The sequence below is a fragment of the Bradyrhizobium betae genome, assembly GCF_050632175.1.
Lineage (GTDB): Bacteria > Pseudomonadota > Alphaproteobacteria > Rhizobiales > Xanthobacteraceae > Bradyrhizobium > Bradyrhizobium betae_B.
In genome coordinates this window covers 1,265,036-1,291,293 of record NZ_CP192576.1, presented here as the reverse complement: position 1 = coordinate 1,291,293, position 26,258 = coordinate 1,265,036, and the positions used below count along the sequence as shown (strand labels likewise).

Sequence of the window (26,258 nt, the reverse complement as noted above, 5' to 3'; positions counted from 1 at the left end):
GACAGGTGTGATGCCTGCCCGTATCCTCCGCGGATTGCCATTCGACGCGCGTGACGGGATTTTCACATGAACCGCGCCCGCTTTTTTGTCGCATTCTTGCTTGTGGTCCTGCTGTCCGGACCAGCCTTCGCCCAGCGCGGCAACGACTTTGATCCCTGCTCGCGCAGATGAATGCGGCCACGCAGGCCGGCCGGTGGGCCGATGGGCTCGCCGCCGCCCAGAAACTGGAAAATCTGGTGCGCCGCCGGCAGGGCGCCGATAACATGAACTTTGCCGGCGTGCTGCATAACGAGGGCATGTATCTGCACAATCTCGGCCGCTTCCCAGAGGCGGTCGACAAGCTCAACGCCGCGCTTGCCATCAAGCTGCGCAACAGTGACGTCCTCTCCACGCTGCGCACCTCGAACATCCTGGTCGGATCGCTCGGCATGCTCGAGCGCCGGGCGGAGGCGACCGCGGTCGCCGAGCGGGCGCTGGCGCTCGGCACCAGTGCTTTTGGCGCCAACGACGGCAGGCTCGCCGGGACGCTGTCGGCGCTCGGCGGGCTCGCGCGCGACAACGAGAACCTTCGAGAGGCCGCAGGTTATTTCGAGCGGGCGCTTAGCGCCCTGCAAGCCGCCAACTCGCCGCCCTCCGACGTCGCGTCCGCCCTGGATGATCTCGGCGATATATATGGCCTGCTCGGGCGCTTCGACGACGGCGAGCGTACATTGAAGCAAGGGCTCGATCTGCTCGATCGCAGTTTTGGCAGGAACGCCGAGGCTACGTCGAACTACGACAAAATGCTCAATGATCTTGGCAATCTCTATCTTGACGCGGGCCGCCTGACGGAGGCCGAGGCAGCGATGCGGCGTTCGCTTGCGATCACGCGTGCGCGCAGCGGCGATACCCATCCGAATGTCGCGGCCACGACGGGCAATCTCGCCACTGTCCTCCAGCATGAGGCGCGCTATGCCGAGGCCGAAAAGCTCTATCAGCAGACCCTTCAGGCCTACGAGAAACTCTATGGTCCCAATCACCCGACGACCGCGATCGGGCTGAACAACCTCGCCAACGTCTACTCGGCTCAAGGCAAGCACGATGCTGCCGCAGGCCTCCAGGAACGGGTGCTCGCGATCTACGAAAAGGCGTTCGGTACCGAGAGCCCGGACGCCGGTCGTGCCCTGAACAATCTCGCGAACAGCTACGCGGATCTGGGACGCAACGCGCAGGCGCTGGATCTCTACCGGCGCTCGCTGACCACCATGGAGCGCAAGTTCGGGGAAGGCAGCGGCCCGACTGCACTGGCGGCGGGCTCGCTCGGACAGGCTTTGGCCGACGCCGGCCGCATGGATGAGGCCCGACCATATCTGGTGCGCTGCCTGGAGATCGACGAGCGCGTGCTTGGCGGCTCCCATCCGCAGCTCGTCAAGGACCTGCGTAGCATCGCGCTTCTCGACCTCAAGACCGGCAACATGAGCGACGCACGCAACCGGCTTGGTCGCGCGCTCGCGATCGCGCAGGACAGGCTCGGGCCACGGCATCACGATTCCATCGCCACGATGATCAACCTGGCCGACGCCGACCGGCGCGAGGGCAAGTGGCCGGATGCCCTGGCGCGGCTGCGGCTCGCTGCAGCCGCGCTCAACGCCGAGAAGAATACGCAGTTCGTCCGTTTTCCCGAGATCGATCCCTGGCTGATCGATGCGATCTGGCGCGTCTCCGACGGCAAGCCGGACAATGCCGCAAAGGACGAGGCCTTCGGCGCCGCTCAGCGCGCGCACGAGACCAGCGCGGGTGCCGCGCTGTCGCAGATGGCGGCCCGGTTCGGCGCCGGCAACGATACGATCGCCGGACTGGTGAGGCGGCAGCAGGACCTCAAGGCGAGCCTCGAAACGCTCGACAAGCGTGTGACGTCCGAACTCGGGCAGGCGGACGGCAAGCGCAACGACGCACTGATCGCCAGCCTGCGCGCGCAGGCCGCGCAAATGCGAAAATCGCTCGAGGACGTTTCGGCCCAGCTCGACCGCAGCTTTCCGGCCTATGCCCAATTGTCCAATCCGCAACCGCTGTCCATCGCGCAAACGCAGGGGCTGCTGAAGCCCGACGAGGCTCTGGTGGCGTTCATCGTGCGCGGCGACAAGACCTACGCCTTGGCGGTGACGCGTGAGGCAAGCGCACTGCGTCAGATCGCGCTCGGCAGCCGCGAGATCGGCGACCGTGTTGCTCATCTCCGGCTCGGGCTCGCCAATCCCGAGGCAGCCCAATCGTCATTCGACCTCGATGCGTCCTTCGAACTCTACAATGCGCTGTTCGGCCCGATATCGGCCGATATCACCGGCAAGCCAAAACTGTTGGTCGTCCCGGCCGGTGCGCTCACCAGCCTGCCGTTTCACGTGCTGGTGACCAGGAAACCCGACACGGCGTCTGCCGACCGCTTTCGACAGGCGGCGTGGCTGCTCAATGAGCGCGCCATCACGGTGTTGCCATCGGTGCCGAGCCTGCGCGCGCTGCGCAGCTTTGCCAGGGACTCACGCGCGCAGAAGCCGTTCATCGGATTTGGCGATCCGGTGTTGCGGCGTTCGCCGAGCGACAAGCGCGCGGGGCGCAACGTGCAGCCATACCAGAGCTACTACGACGGCACTTCCGTTGATATCGAGCGCCTGCGCACGGGGCTGCCTTCGCTGCCGGAAACCGCGGGCGAGCTCCAGGCGGTGGCGCGTGCGCTCGGCGCCTCGCCGCAGGACGACGTCAAGCTCGGCTCAGCCGCGACCGTGACCAGCGTGAGCACGCTGCCGCTCGATCAATACCGTGTCGTCGATTTCGCGACCCACGGCCTCGTTGCCGGTGAGGTCGGCGGCCTCAGCGAGCCCGCGCTCGTGCTGACATTGCCGGACAAGCCGACCAGCGACGATGACGGCCTGCTCACGGCAAGCCGCATCGCAAGACTCAAGCTGGATGCGGATTGGGCGGTGCTTTCGGCCTGTAACACGGCAGCCGGCGACAAGCCTGGCGCCGAGGGCCTGTCGGGCCTCGCGCGCGCGTTCTTCTATGCCGGCGCGCGCGCGCTCCTCGTCTCGCATTGGCCGGTCGATTCCGATGCGGCGGTGCGGTTGACCACGGGCGCCTTCTCCGAGCTCACAGCGCATCCCGGCATCGGCCGGGCCGAAGCGCTGCGCCGGTCGATGCAGGCTCTGATTGCCGACCGGTCGTCATCCCGCAACGCCGATCCCGCCGTGTGGGCGCCGTTCGTTCTGGTGGGCGAGGGCGGCTGACGGCGACCGCGTTCGGATAGTGTCAATTCTGGTAGTAATAGCCGCGCGGCTGATAAACCTGCCGGGGCTGAGGCTGATAGTAGGAGCCCTGCTGGCCGTAGCCCTGATTGTAATATTGCTGCGGTTGCTGCTGATAGACCTGCGCATCATAGAGCGGACGGTTGCCGCGCGGCGCCGGATAACGCGCGCCGGTGTCGCTGCCGTCGGCCGGATAGATGTAGTTGTCGTCCTGCGGCATGTAGCGGCGGGCGGGCTGCGCCGGCGGCGTCAGGTTCACGGGATCGCCCGACGTGGCGTACTGCTCCTCGGCCGGCTGCGGGGCGCGCGCGACCGCGTTGTTGGTTCGGCCGCGCGGATTGCGGGCGAGCGCCACCTGCGCCGAGCCGGTCAGCGTCACCGTTGTGTTGAGCACGCCCTGCTGCTGCACCAGCGCGTAGAGCGTCGAGGCGTTCTGGCGCGACAGCCGCACGCAGCCGTGCGAGGCGGGCGAGCCGAGCCGGCCGACCGAGTCGGTGCCGTGGATGGCGTGGCCAACTTTCGTGAAGAAGATCGCGTGCGGCATCGGCGCGTCGTCGAATTCCTTGGAGTAGTGATCCTCTTCCATGCGGAAGGTGCGGAATGCGCCGTTCGGCGTTTCGCGCGAGGGGATGCCGGTCGACACCGGCCAGTGATAGCGCGCGACGCCGTCGACGGCGACGGTCATCTGCTGATTGTCCTTGTCGACGGTGATCTCGACCTTGGCCTGCGCCGTGCCGGCGCTCAAAAGCATCAGGGAGGTAAAAGCGATGAGATAGGAACGCATCTGGAAACGCATTTGAGTTCTGGCCTCCGGCCTGTTCACGCTAGGCGCCGCGGCTCTCCGTCCCCGGCGTGCAATATGCCTGCAATCCGGCATTCGTTCCAGCGGCCTGCCAAGCCATCGTTAACGTGATGCCGGGCGTAAGCAAGGCCGCTTGGTGCCGCGCAGGCCGCGGCCCTGCTGACATTTTCGCGAGCGGATCCGTTCATGATGGCGCCAATTCGTCATGAAGAGGCAACCAATTGGCCGCATCTGCGTTAGTGCAGCGCTGATCTCTCGGCCAGCGGCCATCGCGGCCGGCTCACCCTTAGGAAATCCAATGAACAGAGTTCGTGTCGCCGCCGCTTCGTTGCCGGCCGGTCGTTCTGCCCGCCTGCTCCTCGCAGGTGCCGCTATCCTCCTCGGCCTTTCGTGCCTGCCTCAGCCCGGTCACGCGCAAGGCATCGTGCGCGGCGCTCAGGAAGGCTCCTATGAAGGCAATCGGATCGCCGGCCCGGTGGGTGGCGCGGTCGGAGGCGTCGTCGGCGCTGGTGTGGGCGGTGCCGTGGGTGCGGTCGAGGGCGTATTCGGCATTCCCCACCGCGGCCATCGCCGCTGCCGCGGCTATTACGACGGCCACAATCGCTTCCACTGCTACAGGTGACGTCCACCGTCGTCATTCCGGGCTCGCGCTACGCGCGCTCCGAAATGACAGCTCAATTCTTCAACCGGTACCCGGTCCGGAAAATCCACCAGATCACGGCGAGGCAAATCACCAGGAACGTCAGCGTCATGCCGATGCTGACGGCAACGCTGACATCCGCGATCTCGTAGAAGCTCCAGCGGAAGCCGGAGATCAGGTAGACGACCGGGTTGAGCAGCGCCACCGTGCGCCAGGTCGGCGGCAGCATGTCGATGGAATAGAAGCTTCCGCCGAGGAATGTCAGCGGCGTCACCACCAGCATCGGGATCATCTGGAGCTTTTCGAAGCCGTCGGCCCAGATGCCGATGACGAAGCCGAACAGGCTGAACGTTACCGCCGTCAGGACCAGGAAGGCCAGCATCCATATGGGATGATGGATGTGGAGCGGCACAAAGAGCCCGGCGGTCGCCAGGATGATCAGTCCTAAAATGATCGACTTGGTCGCGGCGGCGCCGACATAGCCGAGCACGATCTCGACATAGGAGATCGGCGCCGACAGGATCTCGTAGATCGTGCCGGTGAATTTCGGGAAATAGATGCCGAAGGAAGCATTGGCGATGCTCTGCGTCAGCACCGAGAGCATGATCAGGCCCGGCACGATGAAGGTGCCGTAGCTGACGCCCTCGACCTGGCTGATGCGCGAGCCGATCGCGGCGCCGAACACCACGAAATAGAGCGAGGTCGAGACGACCGGCGAGACGATGCTTTGCAGCACCGTGCGCCAGGTGCGTGCCATTTCGAACAGATAGATGGCGCGGACAGCGCGATAGTTCATGACGTCCTCACGAGGTCGACGAAGATGTCCTCGAGCGACGATTGCGTCGTGTCGAGATCGTTGAAGCGGATGCCGGCGTCGCGCAGGTCGCTGAGCAGGCTGGTGATGCCGGTGCGATCGCCCTTGGTGTCGTAGTCGTAGACCAGCGTCGCGCCATTCTCGCTGAGGTCGAGCTCGTAATGGGCAAGGCTGTCGGGGAGCGAGGTGATCCTGTTCTGCAGGTGCAGCGTCAGCCGTTTCTTGCCGAGCTTCTGCATCAAGGTCGCCTTGTTCTCGACCAGCACGATCTCGCCCTTGTTGATGATGCCGATGCGGTCGGCCATCTCCTCGGCCTCCTCGATGTAGTGCGTGGTGAGGATGATGGTGACGCCGGATTGCTGCAGCGTGCGCACCACCTCCCACATGCCCTTGCGCAGCTCGACGTCGACGCCGGCGGTCGGCTCGTCCAGGAACAGGATCTGCGGCTCGTGCGACAGCGCTTTCGCGATCATCACGCGGCGCTTCATGCCGCCGGAAAGCGTGATGATCTTGTTGTCCTTCTTGTCCCAGAGCGAGAGGTCTTTCAGCACCTTCTCGATGTGCGCAGGGTTCTTCGGCTTGCCGAACAGGCCGCGGGAGAAGCTCACGGTCGCCCACACGCTCTCGAAGGCGTCTGTGTGCAATTCCTGCGGCACCAGCCCGATCAGCGAGCGCGCCTTGCGGTAGGAGGTCCGGATGTCCTCGCCGCCGACGAGGACACGGCCCTCGCTCGGATTGGCGATGCCGCAGATGATCGAGATCAGCGTGGTCTTGCCGGCGCCGTTCGGGCCGAGCAGCGCAAAGATCTCCCCGCGCTTGATATCGAGATTGACGTTCTTGAGCGCCTTGAAGCCGGACCCATAGGTCTTCGACAAATTGGCGACGGAGATGATGGAAGACATGATGGCCGGCAGATTGGGGAGGGAGGCTGGAACCGTCCCGGGAGGGCGGTCAGCGGAGCCCTGAAATAGGAATGCACTTGCGCGGCCGCAATTGCCGGGAGAAAAATGGTCTCAAAACAGGCCGTTCGGTGGCGGGTTTCGGGCAAGTGTTGCGCGATGGTCACGGCCCGCTGCTAAGATTGCGGTTCACGCGGCTCTTTGTTGCGTCTGCGAGCAGGGCGTGGCTACGATTCCGGCCAATCGCAAAGCGTAGTGTCCCCAGGGAAAAGATCGATGAGACCGAACGGCCGTCACACCGCCGGCGTCAGCCAATTGTCCACCATCCGCGTGTGGGCGATCTGCATGTTGCTGCTGTCAGCTGTTGCCATCAACCCGGCCCCCGCCAGGGCCGCGCCCAGCCAGGCCACCGCCACGACACATGTCTACCTGCTCCGGGGCGTGCTCAACATCTTCTCGCTCGGGCTCGACACGATCGGCGCCCGGCTGCAGGCGCAGGGCATCCCGGTGACCGTCGCGAACTTCGTGTCGTGGTCCTCGCTCGCCGATGAGGCCGCGGCCAATTACAGGGCCGGCCGCATCAAGACCATCGTCCTGGTCGGCCATTCCTCGGGTGCGACCGCGCTGCCCGACATGATCGCCAAGCTCAAGCAGCTCGGCGTTCCCGTGAAGCTCGCGATCGGCCTCGATTCCGTGTTCAAGACCAAGCTCACGACGGGTGCCGAGCGCTACATCAACATCTACATCGGTGACGGCCCGGGCGAGCCGGTGAGGGCCGCCGACGGTTTCCGTGGCAAGCTCGACAATGTCGACGTGCGCGGCACCGGCGTCGGCCATATCTCGATCGACAAGAACGAGGCGATCCAGCGCCGCGTCATCGCCGAGATCGACGCCGCAATCATGCGCTCGCGCGCACCGGCAACCGCGGTCGCCGAACCCGGCGCGCCGCGCCAGGCGCGGTCGGCAGCGGCGACGGCGCCCGCCAGGAACTGAAGCACTCACCTGCAATATCCAATCTGGTCACGACGCCGTCGACTTCATGGTCGGCGGCGTCGTTGTCTTGTCGGTTGTGGGGACGTCACCGCCAGACGGGCCAAGGGCTCGCCACGTTGGCGGCGAGCCCGCCAGCGGAACCTGGCGTTCGATCCGGCGTTGTTGCATCATGGCCCAGAAACGAAATGCCGGACCGATGTCGGTTCAGCCCGAGCGATGCTGGTCTGCCGTGCCGGTCGGCGAGACTGCGCCGGCCGAAAAGCCCCGTTTGCGACTGAATCGCTTGAGCGCGAAGCGAGCCGGCCTGTTGAGGCAGCAGGCACTGCGGATGCAGCGCGCGTTGCTCGCCGGCAAGAGCGACGGTCGCAAGTTTTCGCCGAAGTGACGAGCCGGTTGTCCGGCGTGCCGTATGTTTGGGACCAGAGCACGTGAAGCTATTTCAGTGTCCGTCGTGCCGGCAGCCTGTCTCGTTCGAACACACCGCGTGCGCGAACTGCGGCACGCAGTTGGTGTTCGATCCGTCGAGCATCAACCTGACCAAACTCGCATTCAATCAGTCCTGCCGTAACCGCGAGATCATCGGCTGCAACTGGTGTGTCAAGGGCGCGGATTGGTACTGCGACTCCTGTCGCCTCACGCGCACCATCCCGCATCTCGGCAGCACCAGGAACGTCATGCTCTGGCGGCGAGTGGAGGAAGCCAAGCGCCGTCTTCTCTATGATCTTCGCCGGCTCGGACTTCCGCTGGTCTCCCGCAGCGGTGACCGCGTGGCATTCGACATTCTCTCCGACGAAATCAATCCGATCCTGACGGGGCACCTCTCGGGCGTGATCACGCTCAACCTCGCGGAAGCCGACGATGTCGAGCGCGAGGCCCGCCGCGTGGCGTTCCGGGAGCCGTACCGCACCCTGCTCGGGCATTTCCGGCACGAGATCGGCCATTTCTACTGGGACCTGCTGGTCAACGGCACGACGTTCCAGGCGCCATTCAGGCTGATCTTCGGTGACGAGACGCAGGGCTATCAAGCGGCGATCAGCAGCTATTACGGCCGCACTGATCGTTCATACGACCGGAGCGGCTTCATCAGCGAATACGCGACGTCCCACCCCTGGGAGGATTGGGCGGAGACGTTTGCGCATTTTCTCCATATCCTGTCGACGCTGGACTCGCTGGCGGGTCTGCCGTTGTCCCTCGATGAGCGCGCCCGGCAGACCCTGACGGATCCCTATCTGGAGAGCGACTTCGAGGCGCTGCTGGCGTTGTGGAGCCCGCTGTCCCGCGGTCTCAACGAGCTCAACCGCTCGCTCGGGATGAACGATGCCTATCCGTTCGACGTATCGCCGGCGGTGAAGGGCAAGCTGCACCTCGTGCACATGGCGATCGTTGCGTTTCGCGAGCAGCAGAGGTTGGCGGCGTAACGCGGCGGACAGTTTTCGCTACGTCAGGAAGGCGCGGATGGCAGCCGCGATATCGCTCGCATGCGTTTCCAATGCGAAATGGCCGGTATCGAAGAACTGCACCACTGCGTTGGGATTGTCGCGCTTGAACGCTTCGGCGCCAGGTGGAATGAAAAACGGATCGTTCTTGCCCCAGACCGCGAGGAAGCGCGGCTTGTGCGTGCGGAAATAGCTCTGAAATGACGGGTAGAGCGCCACGTTGCTCTTGTAGTCCCCCATCAAATCGAGCTGCACCTCGTCCGCGCCCGGGCGTGCGAGATAGAAATTGTCGAGGTTCTGGCCGTCCGGCGACACCAGGGTCGCGTCGGGAACGCCGTGCGTGTACTGCCAGCGCGTCGCTTCCGGTGCGAGGAAAGCGCGCAACGCGTCACGGTTGGCGGGCGAGGGGTCCTGCCAATAGGCCTTGATCGGAGTCCAGCCGTCGCTGAGGCCCTCCTCATAGGCGTTGCCGTTCTGCGAGATGATGGCCGCGATCCGCTCGGGATGACTGAGCGCAAGCCGGAAGCCGGTCGGCGCGCCGTAGTCGAAGACGTAGACCGCGAAGCGATCGAAGCCGATGACTTCGGTGAAGCGCTCGATCACGCGCGCAACGTTGTCGAAGCTGTAGCGGAACGCTTCGCGCGGGGGCATGTCGGACTGTCCGAAGCCGGGAAGGTCCGGTGCCACGATGTGAAACCTGTCTGCGAGCAGCGGGATGAGGTCGCGGAACATATGGCCTGCACTCGGGAAGCCGTGCAGCAGCAGAAGCTTCGGTGCTCCGGCGCGGCCGGCCTCGCGATAGAACACCTTGAAACCATCGACGTCTGCGGTGCGGTAGTTGGGGGCCACGGTGGTTCTCCGAAGTAACCTATTAAATACTAAAATGGAGGTTACGTTTTGCGCGGGTAACTTGTCAATAGCAATTTTACAGGTTACTTAGTCAGCGCCGTCCACCGACTGGCCCAGGACCGCTCATGGACCGCCCGCCCGCCATGTTCATCGCCGACTCGCTCGGCCTCGATTTTCTGAATTCGGTCGCGACCCCGGTCGATACGCCGGTCGACTGGATCGACGATGGCGATGGCCTGATCGACTGGCTGGCCCAGGCGGGGCTGGTGCCGTCCGATGAACTACACGCGCTGAAGGCGCGCGCGAGGCCAGGCGAACTGGACAAGGTCGCCGGCGAGGCCCGGGCCTTGCGTGAGTGGTTCAGGGAATTCGTGCGCAAGCATGCCGGCCGGCCGCTCACGGCGGCGGCTCTGAAGGAGCTCGGTCCGTTGAACAGCCTGTTGGAGCGCGATGAAGCGTTCAACCGGATCGAGCCCGTGCATGATGACGGCGGCACATTATCGCTGCAAATGAAGCGGCGCTGGCGATCGCCGCAAGCGATGCTGCTGCCGGTCGGTGAGGCGCTGGCAAAGTTCGTCTGCGAGGAAGACTTCACCGACGTAAAGCAGTGCGAGGGTCATAATTGCACGATGCTGTTCGTCGACCACACCCGCAGGCGGGCGCGGCGATGGTGCATCATGGCGGTCTGCGGCAACCGCGCCAAGCAGGCCGCGCACCGCAGCCGGCTTAAGGGCAGGGATTGATCCGAGCGCGTCTCGCCTTCTCTGCTCAGGGCTTGAGCGGTCGATCTGCGCCGGTTTGACACATCCGTTAACACTTGCCCCCGGCCGGCACGTCATTCCGCCACGATAAAATCTGAATTATGCAGTTCCATCGGTTGACGTTGAAGGGCAGTCAAGTGGTGGAATTTGGTGTTCGAGGAGCGCGTCTCGCCTTTTCGTGCGACACGCTCTCGGCCTTGCCATCCCGGTGGGCGATCCTGACGTCTGTAATGGTTGCGCTCGGTGGGTGCGCGACCGCTCCGCTCGAGCGCGCAGGCTCGCTCAGCAGCTACGATCGATTGGCGGAGGCGAACGGCCTCGTGACTCGGTCCCAAATCCGCGTGAACAAGAAGGACGTGCTGGCAGCCAAGACGATCCGGATCGCGGCGACTGTCTTTCCCGCGCGACCGGATGTGGCGCTGAGTGAAAAGGAGCGCCGCCTGGTCGCAAACGCGATCAGTCGCGAGCTGTGTCTGCGCCTGAGCGAACGCTTTCGCATCGTTGCTGCCGATGACGATGCTGATCTCACGGTGCAGGCAACGGTGACCCACGCCACGCCGACCAATCCGACGGCCTCCGGTGCATCGAAAGCCCTGACGATCGCCAAGACCGTTGCACTCCCGGCGGTACCTGTCCCGGTGCCAAGGCTTCCCGTCGGACTCGGTACTCTCTCGGTCGAAGCCGAGGCGCGCGATTTCGCGGGCTTCCAGAAGGCGGCAATGGTCTGAGCGCGTAGCGCCAACTCGATCGGGAGTTCCGCGCGTGTCGCCAACGAGGGCGACGCATACGATCTCGCGGCCGATTTCGGCACCGACTTCGCCAAGCTGGTCACGACCGGAGAATCCCCGTTCGGCGGCATTCCTGCGCTGCCTCCGATGGACAGCATTCCCGTGCGGTTCGGAGGTGCGCCCAAATATGTCGCCTGCGAAGCGTTCGGACGGTTTCCCGGCATCACCGGTTTCGCGGGGCAGGGGCTCGGCTTGCCGCCGGCCTGGACGGATTCGGGCGCCAGGGAGAGTTCGACCGACAACCCGTCCCCGGCGCCGCAGCCGAATTCAGAGCAGTCGCTCACGCAATGATCCCTGACGTGTTCGTTGCGTTCGATCCCGACAATTTCGTAGCCGACCAGAGTCAAGGACATGCTGACCCAGCGAACGCGGACCCAAGGAACAACTCGCCCTCTGCGTCAAAACGCAGCGCGCGCCGATGCGCGTACGAACGTGGCAACCGTTCCCCTCTTCGCGGCCGATGAGGCGTGGAGCCGGGTGAATTCGGATCGGCGTGTTGCCGGCGAGACGGATGACCAGGAGGGGCTCCGCGAACCCGGTTTCTGGATGACGGCCATGGTTGCGTTTCTGCCCACGGTCGCAGGTTGCCTCTATCTCTTTCTGACCCAAGGATGAGGTGCGTATCGAGCGCGGCGGCCTTGCCTGCCGGCCTGTCCGCAGCCATGTCCGCAGCCTTGGCGCTCTTGCTGGCGGGCTGCGCGTCGAGCGCAAATCTCCCGCCCGTCTATCATCCTCCAGGGCCGCCCAGCGCCAAGGCGGTGAAAGAAGGCGTCACGAAAGCAGCGGCCGACATCAAGCTGACCGGGGGCTGGAGACATCCGCAGTCCGCCATTCCGACCACGGACCGGGATCGTATTTCGTCTGCCTGAGGCAGCGCGGTCCGTCAGCGGGCGGACGCGCCGCCTATTCGGTCTTTTTCGACGATGACAGCTATAAGGGAATCCAGAGTTCGGTGATTTCCGAGGCCTGCGAAGCCGAACCATGGGTTCCTTTCAACTGATGCCGCGATTCCGGGGCCGCCAGAATCAATCCTCTGGCCAGCGGGCGTCACGAACCGGGTTCCGTGCCCCAAATTCCACCCAATCGGTGGTCACTAAGCGTCCGGGGGAGGCCTCTTCCTTCCGTGGTGGGACTGCTGGACTGATGCTTGATCCAAGGCGAATTGTCGTGCTGGCAGCGGTTGCGCTGCTCGCCCTGGGCCCCGGCTTGGCCGTCGCCTCACCCGCCAAGTCGAAGCGCGCAGCGGTTGCGACCGCCGCGCCGCCACCACCTCCCGCTCCGATCGAGCCTCTGCCGCCGCCGAAGATCTACCTGTTCCGCGGCGCCATGGGGCCGATCTTCTCGACCGGCATGGACCGGCTTGAGGAGAAGCTGACGAAAGCCGGCTTTTCGGCCAACGTCTACGAATTCACCATTTGTCGATGGATCGGCGATCGCGCGATCGCCAGTTACAAGGAAAGCCCGGCGCCGATCGTGCTGATCGGCCACTCCATGGGCGGTCTGTGCTCGATCGTCATCTCGGAGATGGCGGCCAAGGAGAACATCCCGATCAGCCTCGTCATCGCCATCGATCCCGCGCATGCAACCGGCGACGTACCGCTCAACGTCGAGCGCTTCATCAACATCTTCCTGTCCGACAGCGTGCTCGGTGGCGGCGACGTCGTGGCCGTGCCCGGCTTTCGGGGCCACTACGCGAGCTACGACCTCAAGGAGAACAGCCGCGTCTCGCACATCAATATCGAGAAGTCGGACGACATCCATCGCCAGATCGTCGACATGGTGACGCAGTTGCCGCGCATCCCCCTCAGACCCAGGCCGATGCCGTGCCGCTGCGCTACCTCGTGCCCGGGAATACGCTGGTCGAGCTGTGGGACAGCGGCGTGCGGCTCCCCGTGCGCGCCGGCGACACCATGGCGAGCATCGCAGCCGCCAATCGCGTGCCGCTGTGGACGCTTGCCCAGAGCAATTCACTGGCGGAGAACGCGCCGCTCACCCCCGGCCAAACCATCATCGTCCCGCGCCATCTGACGCCGCCCGAACCGGTGGCCGCGATGGCGGCGCCCGCGCCGGGCCGGCGGTAAGACGGCTCTGCCGCCTCTTTTCACTGGCGCCGCGGCAGCCACCTCGATGCAGACACCGAGGTGGAGCGAGCAATCGGAGAAACGCGGCCCGCCGGTCGACGGGCCGCGGCGAGAAGCATCAGAAACAAGGCCCGTTCAGCAGCGTATTTGGCAGCGGGGCGGCCAGTTTCGGACCCGTGCACGACGAGACGTCCTTCCGTCGTGCAAACGCGCCATCGCCATGTCCTTCGGCCGCACCTCTTCAAGAACACTTCGAATGTCGGGAAGGTCTCGGACATCTCGGCTAGCCATGGCTCGCAGTGAGAGCGGTTACGTTCTGGATCGCCCTGTTTGGAGCTTGGAAGGCGAGCGGGAAGGTGGTCGCGGAGAGTCTTTCGATCGCGGAGCGTTCTTCCGACAAACGCCGCTCGATGAACCGCCGCTCGAACTCGGTCAGTTCGGTCTTGAGCAAACGCTGGTATCGGCCGATGTTATTGCGATGCGCGCGCAACAAGGCCAGTTCGTCATCAATCATCATCGTCTCCCGGGTCGCGTGTTGCCTAGGCCGCGAGGCCGGTTCGCAAGACGGATTTCGTGCGGACCGGTTTGCCACCCGGAGGCCCCTTCGGATGGTGATCGAGCATCGCGAGCGCTTCGAGAATCTCGTCGATGGTGGCGGCTCTGTCCGAGCCGGGGAGCTCTCTCAGCGCCGGGTTTGACGCGACGCTGGCTGCGTCCGAGGCCCAGGATGCCAGGATCGCCCGCTTCTCTCCGGTCGACAAAGCCGGGTCCGCGACGACGTCGCGCGGATGATCGTAGACAGAGCCGGGGTGCAAGATCGCTTTCAGGTCGATGATGTTGTCCGCATGATCGATCATGAGAGGTCCTCCTTCTCCTTTCGATAAAACCTCTGATTTGCATTCCGGGGTGCGCGATCAAAGGCTATGGTCGATCCCACCCGACGAGCGGGCGGGATCACCAGGCCTCCGACACACGAAATTCAGGCGGCCTTGCCCTCGAGTTGGTGGACGGTGCCGGATGGCGCGCCATTGATGGCAATTCGCCGCGGCTTCATGGCTTCAGGAATTTCCCGGATCAGTTCGATCCTGAGCAGACCGTTCTCGAACGCGGCACTCCGCACCTGAACATAGTCGGCCAGGTTGAACTGCCGCTTGAAGGGCCGCGCGGAAATGCCCCGGTAGAGATATTCGCGTTCGGCCTTGTCCGCCTTGTTGCCCTCGACGATCACCGCGTTCTGCTCGGCTGTCACCGAGATCTCGTCGGGTGAAAAGCCCGCGATCGCAAGCGAAATCTGGTAGCGATCCTCGCTGACGCGTTCGATGTTGTAGGGGGGATAATTGTCCTCGCCGGCACGCTGTGCCGTCTCCACGAGGTCGAAGAGGCGATCGAAACCAATGGTCGAACGCCACAGGGGAGAGAAGTCGTAAGTGCGCATAGCCAGATCCTCCAAGGAGCAAAATGGATACGAGCGGCACCGGACACGACCGGTGCCCGTCTCAGTCGCTCCCGACCCGTCAGGCGCCGGGAACGCCACCTCTCGGCGGCAACTGAAAAATAAAAAACGCCATTTTGGTTTCAAGAGGGGGTCCAAAAATTTTTCGAACCCCGCCCCTCGGGAAACAGGCGAACGATCGCTGACCGCTCGCGACGCGGTGCAGATGCTGTTCAGCTCCTTAAACGTTCGAGCCGTGGATCGCCTCGATCACGGCGTCGGTGACCTCGTTCGTCGTCGCCTTGCCGCCGACATCGGGCGTCAGCACGCCGGCCGCACAGACGCGTTCGACCGCCGCCATCAGGCGGCTCGCCGCCTCCTTCTCGCCGAGATGTTCGAGCATCTGCGCGCCGGTCCAGAACGTCGCAACCGGGTTGGCGATGCCCTTGCCTGTGATGTCGAAGGCCGAGCCGTGGATCGGCTCGAACATCGAGGGGAAGCGGCGTTCCGGATCGATGTTGCCGGTCGGCGCGACGCCGAGGCTGCCCGCAAGAGCGCCGGCGAGATCGGAGAGGATGTCGGCGTGCAGGTTGGTCGCGACGATGGTGTCGAGGCTCTTCGGATGCAGCGTCATGCGCACGGTCATGGCATCGACCAGCATCTTGTCCCAGCTCACGTCGGGGAATTCGGCTGCGACCTCGGCGGCGATTTCGTCCCACATCACCATGCCGTGGCGCTGCGCGTTCGACTTGGTCACCACGGTCAAGAACTTGCGCCGACGCGATTGCGCGAGCTTGAACGCATAGCGCATGATCCGCGTCACGCCGACGCGGGTGAACACGGCGACCTCGGTGCCGACCTCCTCGGGGAGGCCCCTGTGCGCCCGGCCGCCCATGCCGGCATATTCGCCTTCCGAATTCTCGCGCACGATCACCCAGTCGAGATCGCCGACGCCGACATTGCGCAAAGGCGAGGCGACGCCTGGAAGAATCTTGGTTGGCCGCACATTGGCGTATTGGTCAAAGCCCTGGCAGATCGGCAGGCGCAGGCCCCACAGCGTGATGTGATCGGGCACGTCGGGCGCGCCGACTGCGCCGAAATAGATCGCGTCGAATGTCTTCAGTTCGGCGAGGCCGTCCGCCGGCATCATCACGCCGTGCTTCTTGTAATAGTCCGAGCCCCAGTCGAACGTCTTGATGGTGAAGGCGAGGTCGCCGCTGCGTTTGGCCAGCGCCTCAAGCACGCGGACACCGGCGGAGATGACCTCGGGGCCGATGCCGTCGGCGGGAATCGCTGCGATCGAATGGGTGCGCATGGAAATGCTCCGTGAGAAGTATTTGTGTCGGCGGACCACGGGTGGGGCCCGCAGTGGGCTTTGGCGGGACGGACGGCCGGGCGAAGTCAATTCGCGCTGGTCTTGATGGAAAATGCTACGCTATGACCGCAGTCCAGAGGGAAGGTGATATCAGATGACGGATCAGAAAGCTTCGAGCGAATTGCGGGTGGCCATTGCCGGACTGGGCTCGATCGGCACCAAGATCGCGACCGCGCTCGATCAGGGCATCGAGGGCCTGACGCTGACGGCTGTCGCCGTACGCGATCCCGCAAAGCATCAGGCCTTCCTCGATGGCCTGCGCCAACCGCCGCAGATCATGCCGATCGACCAGCTCGGCGACGCCGCCGACATCGTGGTCGAGTGCGCGCCGAGCAGCCAGCTCCGCGCGATCGTCGAACCGGCAGTGAAACGCGGCAGGGCCGCGGTCGTCGTCAGCGTCGGCGGACTGCTCGACAATTTCGATCTCGTCGATCTCGGCAGGGCCAATGGCGGCCGCATCATCGTGCCAACCGGCGCTCTGATCGGTCTCGATGCGGTCAATGCCGCCGCGGTCGGCACCATCCATTCCGTGAAGATGGTCACGCGCAAGCCGATCGACGGTCTGAAGGGCGCTCCGTTCATCGTCGAGAACAAGATCGACATCGACAATCTGCGCGAGCCTCTGAAACTGTTCGAGGGCAGCGCGCGCGAAGCGGCGAAGGGCTTTCCGGCCAACGTCAATGTCGCGGTTGCGCTGTCGCTGGCTGGCATCGGGCCCGATCGCACCCAGATCCAGGTTTGGGCGGACCCCACTGTGACGCGCAATGTTCATCGCATCGAGGTCGAAGCGGATTCGGCGCGGTTCTCGATGGGCATCGAGAACATCCCGTCGGAGAATCCCAAGACCGGGATCATCACGGCGCTGTCCGTGATCGCGCTGCTCCGCAAGCAACGCGCCACGCTGTGTGTGGGGACGTAACTCTCACGCGCCCGTGACGCGCCAGATCACGTTGCCGACGTCGTCGGCCATCAGCAGCGATTTCTTGTCGGGGCCGATCACGACGCCGACCGGGCGGCCGTAGGATTCCTTCTCGTCCGGTGCGAGGAAGCCCGACAGGATGTCGCGGCCGGGCCCGGAGGGCTTTCCGTTCTCGAACGGGATGAACACCAGTTTGTAGCCGGACAATGTGCTGCGATTCCACGAGCCGTGCTGGCCGATCACCATGCCATCGGGGAAGCCGGGCAGGGTGCCCGCCGGCATCCAGCACAGGCCGAGCGAGGCGGTGTGCCCGCCGAGCGCGTAGTCCGGCGTGAGCGCCTTGGCAACCATCGCCGGATCCTGCGGCACGCGGTCGTCGACGGTCTTGCCCCAGTAGCAATAGGGCCAGCCATAGAAGCCGCCGTCGCGCACCGAGGTCAGATAATCCGGCGGCGTCTCGTCGCCGAGACCGTCGCGTTCGTTGACGACGGTCCAGAGCACGTTCGTGTTCGGCTCCCAAGCCAATCCAACGGGATTGCGCAGGCCGGCGCCGAAGATGCGAGGCGTGCCGGCGACGAGGTCGAGCTCGTAAACCGCGGCGCGGCCTTCCTCGACCTCCATGCCCATCTCGGCAATGTTGCTGAGCGAGCCGACACCGGCATAGAGCTTCTTGCCGTCGGGGCTCGCGAGCAGGCTGCGCGTCCAGTGGCCGCTCGGCTTGAAAGTGGTGAGCCGCTTGCCCGGCGCGGTGATGCTGTCGGCATTGGCGACATAGGGAAAGGCCATCACGCCGTCGGTGTTGCCGACATAAAAGGTGTCGCCGACCAGCGCCATGCCGAACGGCTGGCTGAGATTTTCCATGAAGGCGCCGCGCACTTCGGCGACGCCGTCACCGTCCTTGTCCCGAAGCAGCGTGATGCGGTTGGCGGAAACGCCGAGTGCTGCGGCGCGCCGCATCGTCGCCTGCATCGCGTAATGAAACACGGACCTTGGCGGCCCCGCGATCTGCGTTGCTTCGGCGATCAGCACGTCGCCGTTAGGCAGCACCTCGATCCAGCGCGGATGGTCGAGGCCGGTTGCGAACGCATTGACCTTGAGCCCGTGCGCGGCGGTCGGCTTCTGTCCTTCGCTCCAGCCCCGTGCTGTCGGCATCTTCAAGGTCGGCAGCGCGCCTTGCGGCTTCGCTTGGGGAATGGCGGGGGCCTGGCCCCATGCGGCCGCAGGCGTGGAGCCCGAGAGCTTCCGCCATTGCAGCGCGATGCCGCCGACGAACGCGACGAACTGCGCAAAGATGCTGGAAAAAGTCATGAGGAGCCCCCGATTGCGGGCGCATCCAACTGGTTGACGGGGCCGGCGTCAACCTGTGCGGCCCATTGTCGGGGCCTATTCCGTCGGAATGGCAGCCGATCGAATTTGCATGGAAGATTTAGCGGCCGATCTGCCGCTCCAACCGTCGCGCCGCGCGAAAATCGTCCATGTGATGGACGTTGGGCGCGAGCGCGGCCTCGCGCGCCAGCAGGTGATAGACCCGGGCCACCGTGCGCTGTTTCTGCTTCGTCCGGCCGGGCGGCAATCCGCGTGCCTTGCGGACGGCGGCAATGGCATGCTCGCGAAAATAATCGTAGGCGTCCGACATGGCTCGATGCTCTGCGATCAATGCAGGGTTCGAGAGGTAACGGATTTGAGGAGGGGTAGTTCCTGCGGAACGACCGCGGGCCCTTATCGCGGCGACAGGAACGGGATGATCATCGGCACGCGGCGGCAATAGGCGCCGTAGGCATCCTCGCCGAGCTCCTTGGACAGGAAAACCTCTTCCATCCGGCCCTTCTGCCACATGCCGAGCGAGATCAGGATCGCGCCGAGGATCGTCGTGACCAAGCCGATCGCGATCCCGGTGACGAGCATGCCGAAGATCAACCCGGTGTAGATCGGGTGACGCACGATGCCATAGGGGCCGGTGTCGATGACGCGGTGGTCTTCCTTGTGGGTGATGGTGTTGGACCAGAACTTCCCGAGATGAAGCCGGCCCCACCAGGCGAAGGCGATACCGGCGATCGAGAGCACCGCGGCGACATAGATGCCGCTGTTGCCGAGCACCCAGAGCGGCTTCCAGCCCAGAAGCTCCGCAACCCAGGGGGTGTACAGGATGCCGCCGACCAGGATCGGCAGGCTGTAGCGCTGCGACTCCAGCGTCATGACCTGCTTCTTGGTCCGGCCCTGCCAGAACGAGGCACCGACCCAACTGCAGAGAAAAGCGAGCCAGATCAGCGCCAGGAGTTCGGTCGGCCACGCGGTGGTCCAGCCGCCCCAGGCGACAGAGAGAAGCTTGCTGAAATCGAAGGACATGCCGAAATGTTCTTTGCGTTTGGCGGAGAGCTCAGCTCGCGCGCGAGGACAGCGCGTGATGCTTGATGGCGCCGGAGGGTGCTTCGCCGCCGCGGGCGAGCAGATGGGTGATGGTTTCGCGCAGCACCGGCTCGATCGGGCGCGGCGCGTAGCCGAGCTCGTTGCGGGCCTTGTCGATCGAAAGATCGCTCGCGGCCAGCGCGATGCGCACGCCCTCGGCGGTGCCGTTGGGCGGCCGGTGCGTGAAATTGTCGGAAATGTATTCGAGCATGATCGCGGAGAGCTCGGCGATCCTGCCGGGCACCACGATCGGAAACTGCCGGCGTCCGCTCATCGCCGACATCATCCGCAGGATGCGGCCGAGCGGGACGCAGTCACCGCCGAGGATATAGCGCTGGCCGATACGGCCGCGTTCCATCGTCAGCACGAGGCCCATCGCGACGTCGCGGACATCGACGAGGTTGACCAGGAAGTTGAGATGCGGCTGAACCTTCTTCTGGAGGAAGTACCAGAGCATCGCGGTCGGCGGCGTCAGATTGTGGTCGGCGGCGCCGATCGGCATGGTCGGCGTGCCGATCACGAGCGGAAAGCCGGCGGCCGCGGCCTTCGCGGCGTGATGCTCGGCGAGCGACTTCGAGCGCGTATAGGCGCCGGGCATGGCCTCGGCCGGCTGCAGCGCCTCCTCGGCGGCAACGCCGCCCAGGTCGGAATAGGGGAACAGGATCGATTCCGTCGAGCAGTGCAGGAACCGCGACACGCCGCGCTTCATCGCAGCCGCGAGTACGATCTCGGTTCCGCGGCAATTGACGTCGTGAAAGTCCTGCTTGTCGGCGACCCACATGCCCGGCAGGCCGGCGAGGTGATAGACCTGATCGACGCCAGCGATCGCGGCATCGACCGCGGCGCTATCCAGCACTGAGCCATGGACATGTTCAACGTCGGCATTCGCCGCGGCCGGGGGCCGGACATCGAGCACGCGTACCCGCTGCCCACGGGCGCGGAGCGCTTCTACGAGGTGATGTCCGATGAAACCACTGCCACCGGTAACCAGTACGAGAGCCATGCAGAAGGTTTGCTGTTTCGCTTCTAGAACTATCGGGTTGAAAGGGAATTGGTCGAAAGAGGCGCCAGAATCGCGGCAAGGTCGCGACGGAAGCCCAGTGCAATGAATAATTTCGCCATCACGAACATCGGACCGAGCAGGAAATGCGTGGGGTGGTCGACCATCGACGGCTGCCGTTCCTCGAAGACCTTGTGACCGACGATCTGGGCCGTGACGCCGAACCCGATCAGCACCGCAAAAATCGACCACATCATGACGATCGAGACCTGATTGCCGATCGCGGTTGCGACCGATAGCAGCACGATCATGGCGGCGAGGATGCCGAGCCCGATCCCGGCATCCAGCATCAGCCAATAGACCAGCACCGGCAGGGCCAGGACCACCGCCAGGCTGACCTCGATCCCGAAGATGGGGAAATGCACGAGGGTCAGCGGCAGCACGGCGCCGGTGAAGAGCAGGAGGATGCCGACCACGTGCATCGCGCAGTTCCACGGATCGCGATGATATTCGACGTAGTCGGCCAGTTGGCGTTGAAAATAACTGGCCATCTCGGTCTCGTGCATCATGGGGTCGGGAAGGGTGAAATCAGCCTATAGCACTGGATAGGGCAGCGCACAAACCGGCACTATTGTCGCTTAAAACGGTGCTGGGGCGCTGTGAGACGGATCACAAAGCGGAAGAACTTCAACGGGTTCCGCGAGGTCCCATCCCCTCCCGCTCAGCGCTTCTTGGCTGGCTTTTTCGCCGCAGGCGCAGGCGCCGCCGGATGCGAGGGCGCTTCCTCCGGCAGCTTGGCATAGGTTGCGATTTGCAACTGGCTGTTGGCGGCCGAGGTCGGCTTGGCCCGGTCGAGAAACTGCTCCTCGCCGAGGCCGATCGGATGCAGCCGCTTGGTCGAGATCTTGAACGTGTTCACCAGCACGTCGCGGATCGCATCGGCGCGGCGCTGGCTCAGGATCGCATTGGCCTCGCGCGTCTTCGCATTGGATTCGACGTGGCCGACGATCAGGAAGGTGTAGGGCAGCAGCGAGGAGTTAACCAGCGCGTCCGCGATGCGGCCGACGGTCTGGTAGGAGGCCGGCTGGATGATCGGGGTGTCGGCGTCGAACTGGATCTGCGCATTGAAGGTGGGCAGCTTGGCCAGATCAGGTGCGATCAGCGGCCGGTTGACCGGACCCGGGTCGTTCTTGATCCTGGCCTTGGCGCGCTCCATCACCTGCTGCTTCAGTGCGGGAAGATCGACCTCGGCGGCTTCTTCGAAATGGTTGAGCTTGCCGATGATGTCATCGCGGGTCGGTGCCGCCGTCTGCGCGTTGGCTCCGCCCGCGAGCAGGGCGAGACCGAGTGCGATGGCCGTTCCGGCGCTGAAGAGCCTGTTCGCGCGCATCACCGATACCCCGCGTCGTCGACGGCCTTCAGGCAATTGTTGCTGATGCCCTTGGGGGTCGAGACCAGGCAGGGGATCGACTTGCTGGTTTCCTTGGTCGAACCGCCGCAGACCTTGACGATCTCGCGCTGGCAGGCGTTCGCGACCGTGACGCGGGCGGCGACGCGCTTCTGGATGGCGTCGAAGGCGCCGAGATAGTCGCTCGCGCATTGCTGGGACAGCACGTCGCGGTTGCGCGACAGGCACTCCTTCAGGCGGGTGGAATCCGGATTGACGCCGCGGCAATTGGCGACGATTTCCGCTCCGCAGCTCTTGGCCAGGAGCCCGATCGAATCGCCAAAGCTCATGGTCTCCGCCGCGGCAAGCGACGGCATCCCCAATGTCAGCAAGATCAGTGTGATGGAGCCCCGGACCATGGGCGCATCTGATACGGGGAAGTTCGCGATGGTCAAGAGGCGATCGGACCAGAACTGTCGAGAGTTCGAGCAGTGCGGCGAACAGTCCTCACTCCGTGATCTCAGGGAGGGGCGGCCATTCGATCAGGGCGACCGTGTGTTTTGCCAGATCGTCGGCCAATTCAAGGTCGGCCTTGAGTTCGTCCAGCGTCCGCGGCGGGGAAGCTCGCGGCCGTCCGCGGTCATCTCCTGCGCATAGAACGCGAGCGCCTCGGGCGCGCCCTCCAGGGCCTCGTCGACATCGTCACCGCCGGAAATACAGCCCGGCAGGTCGGGAAACCACAAGCTGACGGCGTCCGGGTCGTCGTCCTCGATGATGGCGATGTAGTGGGGCATGCTCGGCTTCACGCCATCTGCACAAAGCTGTCCACGACCTTCTTCTCGCCGGCCTTGTCGAAGGCGATGGTGAGTTTGTTGCCGTCGACCTTGGTGACGCGGCCGTAGCCGAATTTCTGGTGGAAGACGCGGTCGGAGAGCGAGAATTCCGAGGTGGTGCCGGTGGATTTGGCCACCAACTCGCCCTCGATCGTCATCGGGCCGCGGCGGCGCGAGGAGAAGCTGCCGAAATCGGGGCCGGGTGACGAGGCGGATGTGAACGACGAAGTCTGTTCCTCGAAGCTACCACTTCCGCCGCCGCCATTGCGGCCGCCGCCCCGGTTGCGGTTGGCTTGCGCGCGCTGCCAGCCCGGGGTCGAATAGGTCGAGCCGAACGCCTCCATGTCGTCGAAGCGCGAGGCGCCGTAGCCTCCGGTGCCGCCCCAGGCTGAGCCGCCCTTGGATTCCGTGATCTCGACGTTGGCCGCCGGCAGTTCGTCGAGGAAGCGCGACGGGATCGTGGTCGACCAGGTGCCGTGAATGCGCCGGTTGGTCGCGAAATAGATTTTCGCGCGGCGCCTTGCGCGGGTGAGACCTACATGGCCGAGCCGGCGCTCCTCTTCCAGGCCGGCGCGGCCCTGCTCGTCCAGAGTGCGCTGGCTCGGGAACAGGCCTTCCTCCCAGCCCGGCAGGAACACGTTGTCGAATTCGAGACCCTTGGCCGAATGCAGCGTCATCAGCGACACCGCATCCTCGTCGGCGCCGCTGTCGCGGTCCATCACCAGCGAGATGTGCTCCAAGAACCCCTGCAGGTTCTCGAACTCCTCCATCGAGCGCACCAGCTCCTTGAGGTTCTCCAGCCGGCCCGCGGCGTCCGCCGAACGGTCCTTCTGCCACATCTCGGTATAGCCGCTCTCGTCGAGAACGATCTGGGCGAGATCCGTATGCGCGGTGACCTCGCGCTGGGCGCGCCAGCGGTCGAACTGGGCGACAACCTCGCGCAGACTTCCGCGCGCTTTCGGTTTCAATTCGTCGGTGTCGATCACCGCGCGTGCCGCTTCGAACAGCGGGATGCGCCGCTTGCGGGCGTGGTCGTGCAGCATCTGCACGGTGGCGTCGCCAAGGCCGCGCTTGGGCACGTTGACGATGCGCTCGAAGGCGAGATCGTCGGCGGGTGAATTGATGACGCGCAGATAAGCCAGCGCGTCGCGGATTTCGGCACGCTCGTAGAAGCGTGGGCCGCCGATCACGCGATAGGGCAGGCCGAGCGTGACGAAGCGGTCCTCGAACTCGCGCATCTGGTAGGAGGCGCGCACGAGAATGGCGATCTCGTTGAGCTTCTCGCCCTGGCGCTGGATCTGCTCGATCTCCTCGCCGATGCCGCGGGCTTCCTCTTCGGAATCCCAGGAGCCCGTGACCGTGACCTTCTCGCCGTCCTGGTCCTCGGTGCGCAGCGTCTTGCCGAGCCGGCCTTCGTTGTGCGCGATCAGATGCGAGGCGGCGGCGAGGATATGACCGGTCGAGCGGTAGTTGCGCTCGAGGCGAATGACTTTCGCGCCGGGGAAGTCGTGGTCGAAGCGCAGGATGTTGTCGACCTCCGCGCCGCGCCAGCCATAAATCGACTGGTCGTCGTCCCCGACGCAGCAGATGTTCTTGATGTGGTTCTTCTTCTCCTTCTCCCCGCTTGCGGGATCGCGACCAGCTTCGCTCGCGCTGAGAAGGTCGGGATGAGGGGGAGTCTCCACGAGCTCGGTGCTCGGAGACTCCTCCTCACCCGCCGCGCTCTGCGCGTCGGCCTCTCCCCGCACACGGGGAGAGGCGAAGGAAGGAGCAGAGGGCGCCTGCGACAGCAGCCGCAGCCACAGATACTGCGCGACGTTCGTGTCCTGATACTCGTCGACCAGGATGTATTTGAAGCGCTGCTGATACTGCCTGAGGATATCCGGGTGCTCGCGGAAGATGCGGATGTCTTCGAGCAGCAGGTCGCCGAAATCGGCGGCGTTCAAGATCTTCAGGCGCTCCTGGTAGCTCGCATAGAGCTTGCCGCCCTTGCCGTTGGCGAACACGGCGGCTTCGCCTGGGGGCACCTGCGACGGCGTCAGGCCGCGGTTCTTCCAGCCGTCGATCAGGCCGGCCAGCATGCGCGCCGGCCAGCGCTTGTCGTCGATGTTGTCGGCTTGCAGGAGCTGCTTCAGCAGCCTCACCTGATCATCGGTGTCGAGCACGGTGAAATTGGACTTGAGCTGCGCCAGTTCGGCATGGGTGCGCAGGATGCGGCCGCCGATGGAATGGAAAGTGCCGAGCCACGGCATGCCTTCGACGGTGTGGCCGAGCATCTGGCCGAGCCGGTGCTTCATCTCGCGCGCGGCCTTGTTGGTGAAGGTCACCGACAGGATCTCGGCGGGGCGGGCGCGGCCCTGGCTCAGGATGTGGGCGATGCGCGTGGTCAGGACGCGGGTCTTGCCGGTGCCGGCGCCGGCCAGCACCAGGACCGGGCCGTCCAGCGTCTCCACGGCGTCGCGCTGCTCGGGGTTGAGGCCCGCCAGATATTTCGGGCCCACCGAGGCGCGCGCACGCGCGGCGATGCCGCCGGCCGCTGGCTGATGGTCGGGGACGCTCTCGGAGGTGATCTTGCTTGGCTCGGTCATGCGAATCATTGGCCCCACGATGGCACCGCGGGGTGGCGGAAGGGAGCCTTCATAACAGGGATGATCCCCATATGGGGCGCCGGGGAGGGGTTTTCCACGTGCGCGGCGGGGCGATTTTGTTCCTCCGGACGGGCGAATATCCGGCGGGAACGGGCAGGAACCAATGTTCCGCTCTGGAGATTGTTTGGGCAAGTGAGGCGCGTCAGCCGCGCCAATCGCAGACAGTCATCGAAATGGAGGTTCGGCCATGCTGAGCTGGGTTGTGACGTTTCTGGTTATCGCACTGATCGCCGGTGTTCTTGGCTTTGGCGGCATCGCCGGCGCGTCGATCGAAATCGCCAAGATCATCTTCTTCATCGCCATCGTCCTGTTCCTGGTCTCGGCCGTGGTCGGCCTGGCCCGCGGCCGCAGCAGGGTTTAGCGGCCTACCGCTTCGAGGGCATCGCCACGCTTCGGCCGATGCCCTCGGGCCTCGGGATTGCGCTATGGGCCCCGACCACGCCGCGAATGCGCTCGCTTATATCGATCGGAAACGGCGCCACCTTGCGCGAGCCCATGTCGATATGGAGCGACATGTTTTCCGAGGTGGCCGACAGCCAGCCCTCGGTCGCGTGCCGCAACTCCTGGAATGTGTGCAGCCGCTTGTCGTCGGCCTCCAGCAGCCAGACCGAAACCTGCACGGGATCGCCGAGATGAATCTCGCGTAAATACCGCACGTGGCATTCGGCGGTGAAGGTCGAGCCGCCTCGCTCCTTCATGTAGCCCGGGCCGATCCCGAGCTGTAGCCACATCTGGTCGATCGCCCGGTCGAACATCACGTTGTAATAGGCCATGTTGAGATGGCCGTTATAGTCGATCCACTGCGGCTCGATCTGCATGATCGAGGCGCGGAAAGGCTCGGCTGTTGGCGCAGTGGCAGTCACGGGCAGGTTTCCTTCCAGCTATGCGTCCGGTCGCTTGACTTGACCGGTTTTATGTCCTTT

At 64.6% G+C, this 26,258-nt stretch carries 24 protein-coding genes and 3 pseudogenes; 9 read left to right on the top strand and 18 right to left on the bottom strand.

Going from position 1 to position 26,258, the window contains the following annotated elements:
- Positions 1–167 precede the first annotated feature (167 nt).
- The gene (locus ACQ86E_RS06465; RefSeq protein WP_431204702.1) at positions 168–3,254 is read left to right on the top strand and encodes a tetratricopeptide repeat protein; all 3,087 of its coding nucleotides are present in this window, start codon (positions 168–170) and stop codon (positions 3,252–3,254) included.
- A 22-nt stretch (positions 3,255–3,276) separates the two neighbouring features.
- Here ACQ86E_RS06465 and ACQ86E_RS06460 read toward each other — a convergent pair whose 3' ends face one another.
- On the bottom strand, positions 3,277–4,068 hold the full coding sequence (locus ACQ86E_RS06460) for a L,D-transpeptidase (RefSeq protein WP_431204701.1): 792 nt from the start codon (positions 4,066–4,068) through the stop codon (positions 3,277–3,279).
- Positions 4,069–4,372: 304 nt separating this feature from the next.
- Between ACQ86E_RS06460 and ACQ86E_RS06455 the strand changes: the two genes are divergently transcribed.
- Positions 4,373–4,696 (top strand): hypothetical protein, encoded by a 324-nt coding sequence (locus tag ACQ86E_RS06455; protein WP_431204700.1) that lies wholly within the window; start codon positions 4,373–4,375, stop codon positions 4,694–4,696.
- Positions 4,697–4,748: 52 nt separating this feature from the next.
- On the opposite strand, the gene ACQ86E_RS06450 is transcribed toward ACQ86E_RS06455, so the two are convergent.
- Positions 4,749–5,510, bottom strand: coding sequence for an ABC transporter permease (locus tag ACQ86E_RS06450; protein WP_431204699.1), 762 nt, complete (start codon positions 5,508–5,510; stop codon positions 4,749–4,751).
- A complete protein-coding gene (locus ACQ86E_RS06445; RefSeq protein ID WP_431204698.1) occupies positions 5,507–6,430 on the bottom strand; it encodes an ABC transporter ATP-binding protein in 924 nt (307 codons plus the stop codon). The genes ACQ86E_RS06450 and ACQ86E_RS06445 overlap by 4 nt, the downstream gene beginning before the upstream one ends.
- A gap of 273 nt (positions 6,431–6,703) precedes the next feature.
- On the opposite strand from ACQ86E_RS06445, the gene ACQ86E_RS06440 reads away from it, so the two are divergent.
- Both ACQ86E_RS06440 and ACQ86E_RS06435 read left to right on the top strand, forming a co-directional pair.
- On the top strand, positions 6,704–7,420 hold the full coding sequence (locus ACQ86E_RS06440) for a hypothetical protein (RefSeq protein WP_431204697.1): 717 nt from the start codon (positions 6,704–6,706) through the stop codon (positions 7,418–7,420).
- Positions 7,421–7,848: 428 nt separating this feature from the next.
- On the top strand, positions 7,849–8,838 hold the full coding sequence (locus tag ACQ86E_RS06435; protein ID WP_431204696.1) for a zinc-binding metallopeptidase family protein: 990 nt from the start codon (positions 7,849–7,851) through the stop codon (positions 8,836–8,838).
- An 18-nt stretch (positions 8,839–8,856) separates the two neighbouring features.
- Here the strand turns inward: ACQ86E_RS06435 and ACQ86E_RS06430 are convergent, their stop codons facing one another.
- Complete coding sequence (locus tag ACQ86E_RS06430; RefSeq protein WP_431204695.1) at positions 8,857–9,705, bottom strand: alpha/beta fold hydrolase; 849 nt, start codon at positions 9,703–9,705, stop codon at positions 8,857–8,859.
- 125 nt (positions 9,706–9,830) lie between these two features.
- Between ACQ86E_RS06430 and ACQ86E_RS06425 the strand changes: the two genes are divergently transcribed.
- The 3 genes and pseudogenes from ACQ86E_RS06425 to ACQ86E_RS06415 all read left to right on the top strand — a co-directional run bounded on the left by ACQ86E_RS06425 (position 9,831) and on the right by ACQ86E_RS06415 (position 13,335).
- Entirely contained in the window at positions 9,831–10,448 is a 618-nt protein-coding gene (locus ACQ86E_RS06425; protein WP_431204694.1) for a CGNR zinc finger domain-containing protein, read from the top strand.
- A 248-nt stretch (positions 10,449–10,696) separates the two neighbouring features.
- Positions 10,697–11,545, top strand: a pseudogene (locus ACQ86E_RS06420) (DUF3313 domain-containing protein).
- Between the two features lie 852 nt (positions 11,546–12,397).
- A pseudogene (locus ACQ86E_RS06415) lies at positions 12,398–13,335 on the top strand (LysM peptidoglycan-binding domain-containing protein).
- A gap of 283 nt (positions 13,336–13,618) precedes the next feature.
- Here ACQ86E_RS06415 and ACQ86E_RS06410 read toward each other — a convergent pair.
- The 4 genes from ACQ86E_RS06410 to ACQ86E_RS06395 form a co-directional block, all read right to left on the bottom strand.
- Complete coding sequence (locus ACQ86E_RS06410) at positions 13,619–13,849, bottom strand: hypothetical protein (protein ID WP_431206414.1); 231 nt, start codon at positions 13,847–13,849, stop codon at positions 13,619–13,621.
- A 25-nt stretch (positions 13,850–13,874) separates the two neighbouring features.
- Positions 13,875–14,192 (bottom strand): hypothetical protein, encoded by a 318-nt coding sequence (locus tag ACQ86E_RS06405; protein WP_431204693.1) that lies wholly within the window; start codon positions 14,190–14,192, stop codon positions 13,875–13,877.
- A gap of 122 nt (positions 14,193–14,314) precedes the next feature.
- Positions 14,315–14,770, bottom strand: coding sequence for a small heat shock protein HspD (gene hspD, locus ACQ86E_RS06400; RefSeq protein WP_431204692.1), 456 nt, complete (start codon positions 14,768–14,770; stop codon positions 14,315–14,317).
- A 238-nt stretch (positions 14,771–15,008) separates the two neighbouring features.
- Entirely contained in the window at positions 15,009–16,082 is a 1,074-nt protein-coding gene (locus tag ACQ86E_RS06395) for a tartrate dehydrogenase (protein WP_431204691.1), read from the bottom strand.
- A 154-nt stretch (positions 16,083–16,236) separates the two neighbouring features.
- Here ACQ86E_RS06395 and ACQ86E_RS06390 point away from each other — a divergent pair, with 154 nt between their 5' ends.
- On the top strand, positions 16,237–17,061 hold the full coding sequence (locus tag ACQ86E_RS06390) for an aspartate dehydrogenase (protein ID WP_431204690.1): 825 nt from the start codon (positions 16,237–16,239) through the stop codon (positions 17,059–17,061).
- A 3-nt stretch (positions 17,062–17,064) separates the two neighbouring features.
- Here ACQ86E_RS06390 and ACQ86E_RS06385 read toward each other — a convergent pair whose 3' ends face one another.
- The 9 genes and pseudogenes from ACQ86E_RS06385 to ACQ86E_RS06345 all read right to left on the bottom strand — a co-directional run bounded on the left by ACQ86E_RS06385 (position 17,065) and on the right by ACQ86E_RS06345 (position 25,284).
- Complete coding sequence (locus ACQ86E_RS06385; protein WP_431204689.1) at positions 17,065–18,369, bottom strand: PQQ-dependent sugar dehydrogenase; 1,305 nt, start codon at positions 18,367–18,369, stop codon at positions 17,065–17,067.
- A 118-nt stretch (positions 18,370–18,487) separates the two neighbouring features.
- Positions 18,488–18,697, bottom strand: coding sequence for a hypothetical protein (locus tag ACQ86E_RS06380; RefSeq protein ID WP_431204688.1), 210 nt, complete (start codon positions 18,695–18,697; stop codon positions 18,488–18,490).
- Between the two features lie 83 nt (positions 18,698–18,780).
- The gene (locus ACQ86E_RS06375; RefSeq protein ID WP_431204687.1) at positions 18,781–19,407 is read right to left on the bottom strand and encodes a methyltransferase family protein; all 627 of its coding nucleotides are present in this window, start codon (positions 19,405–19,407) and stop codon (positions 18,781–18,783) included.
- A 31-nt stretch (positions 19,408–19,438) separates the two neighbouring features.
- Positions 19,439–20,470: an NAD-dependent epimerase/dehydratase family protein gene (locus ACQ86E_RS06370; RefSeq protein ID WP_431204686.1), complete on the bottom strand. Its 1,032-nt coding sequence runs from the start codon at positions 20,468–20,470 to the stop codon at positions 19,439–19,441.
- Positions 20,471–20,499: 29 nt separating this feature from the next.
- A complete protein-coding gene (locus tag ACQ86E_RS06365; RefSeq protein WP_431204685.1) occupies positions 20,500–21,036 on the bottom strand; it encodes a DUF962 domain-containing protein in 537 nt (178 codons plus the stop codon).
- A gap of 152 nt (positions 21,037–21,188) precedes the next feature.
- The gene (locus tag ACQ86E_RS06360) at positions 21,189–21,857 is read right to left on the bottom strand and encodes an OmpA family protein (protein WP_431204684.1); all 669 of its coding nucleotides are present in this window, start codon (positions 21,855–21,857) and stop codon (positions 21,189–21,191) included.
- A complete protein-coding gene (locus ACQ86E_RS06355; protein WP_431204683.1) occupies positions 21,857–22,273 on the bottom strand; it encodes a hypothetical protein in 417 nt (138 codons plus the stop codon). The genes ACQ86E_RS06360 and ACQ86E_RS06355 overlap by 1 nt, the downstream gene beginning before the upstream one ends.
- Before the next feature lie 88 nt (positions 22,274–22,361).
- Positions 22,362–22,648, bottom strand: a pseudogene (locus ACQ86E_RS06350) (type II toxin-antitoxin system HicB family antitoxin).
- 8 nt (positions 22,649–22,656) lie between these two features.
- Positions 22,657–25,284, bottom strand: coding sequence for an ATP-dependent helicase (locus tag ACQ86E_RS06345; RefSeq protein ID WP_431204682.1), 2,628 nt, complete (start codon positions 25,282–25,284; stop codon positions 22,657–22,659).
- 238 nt (positions 25,285–25,522) lie between these two features.
- On the opposite strand from ACQ86E_RS06345, the gene ACQ86E_RS06340 reads away from it, so the two are divergent.
- Positions 25,523–25,696: a DUF1328 domain-containing protein gene (locus ACQ86E_RS06340; protein ID WP_431204681.1), complete on the top strand. Its 174-nt coding sequence runs from the start codon at positions 25,523–25,525 to the stop codon at positions 25,694–25,696.
- Positions 25,697–25,700: 4 nt separating this feature from the next.
- Here the strand turns inward: ACQ86E_RS06340 and ACQ86E_RS06335 are convergent, their stop codons facing one another.
- The gene (locus tag ACQ86E_RS06335; protein WP_431206413.1) at positions 25,701–26,204 is read right to left on the bottom strand and encodes a thioesterase family protein; all 504 of its coding nucleotides are present in this window, start codon (positions 26,202–26,204) and stop codon (positions 25,701–25,703) included.
- Between the last annotated feature and the right edge of the window lie 54 nt (positions 26,205–26,258).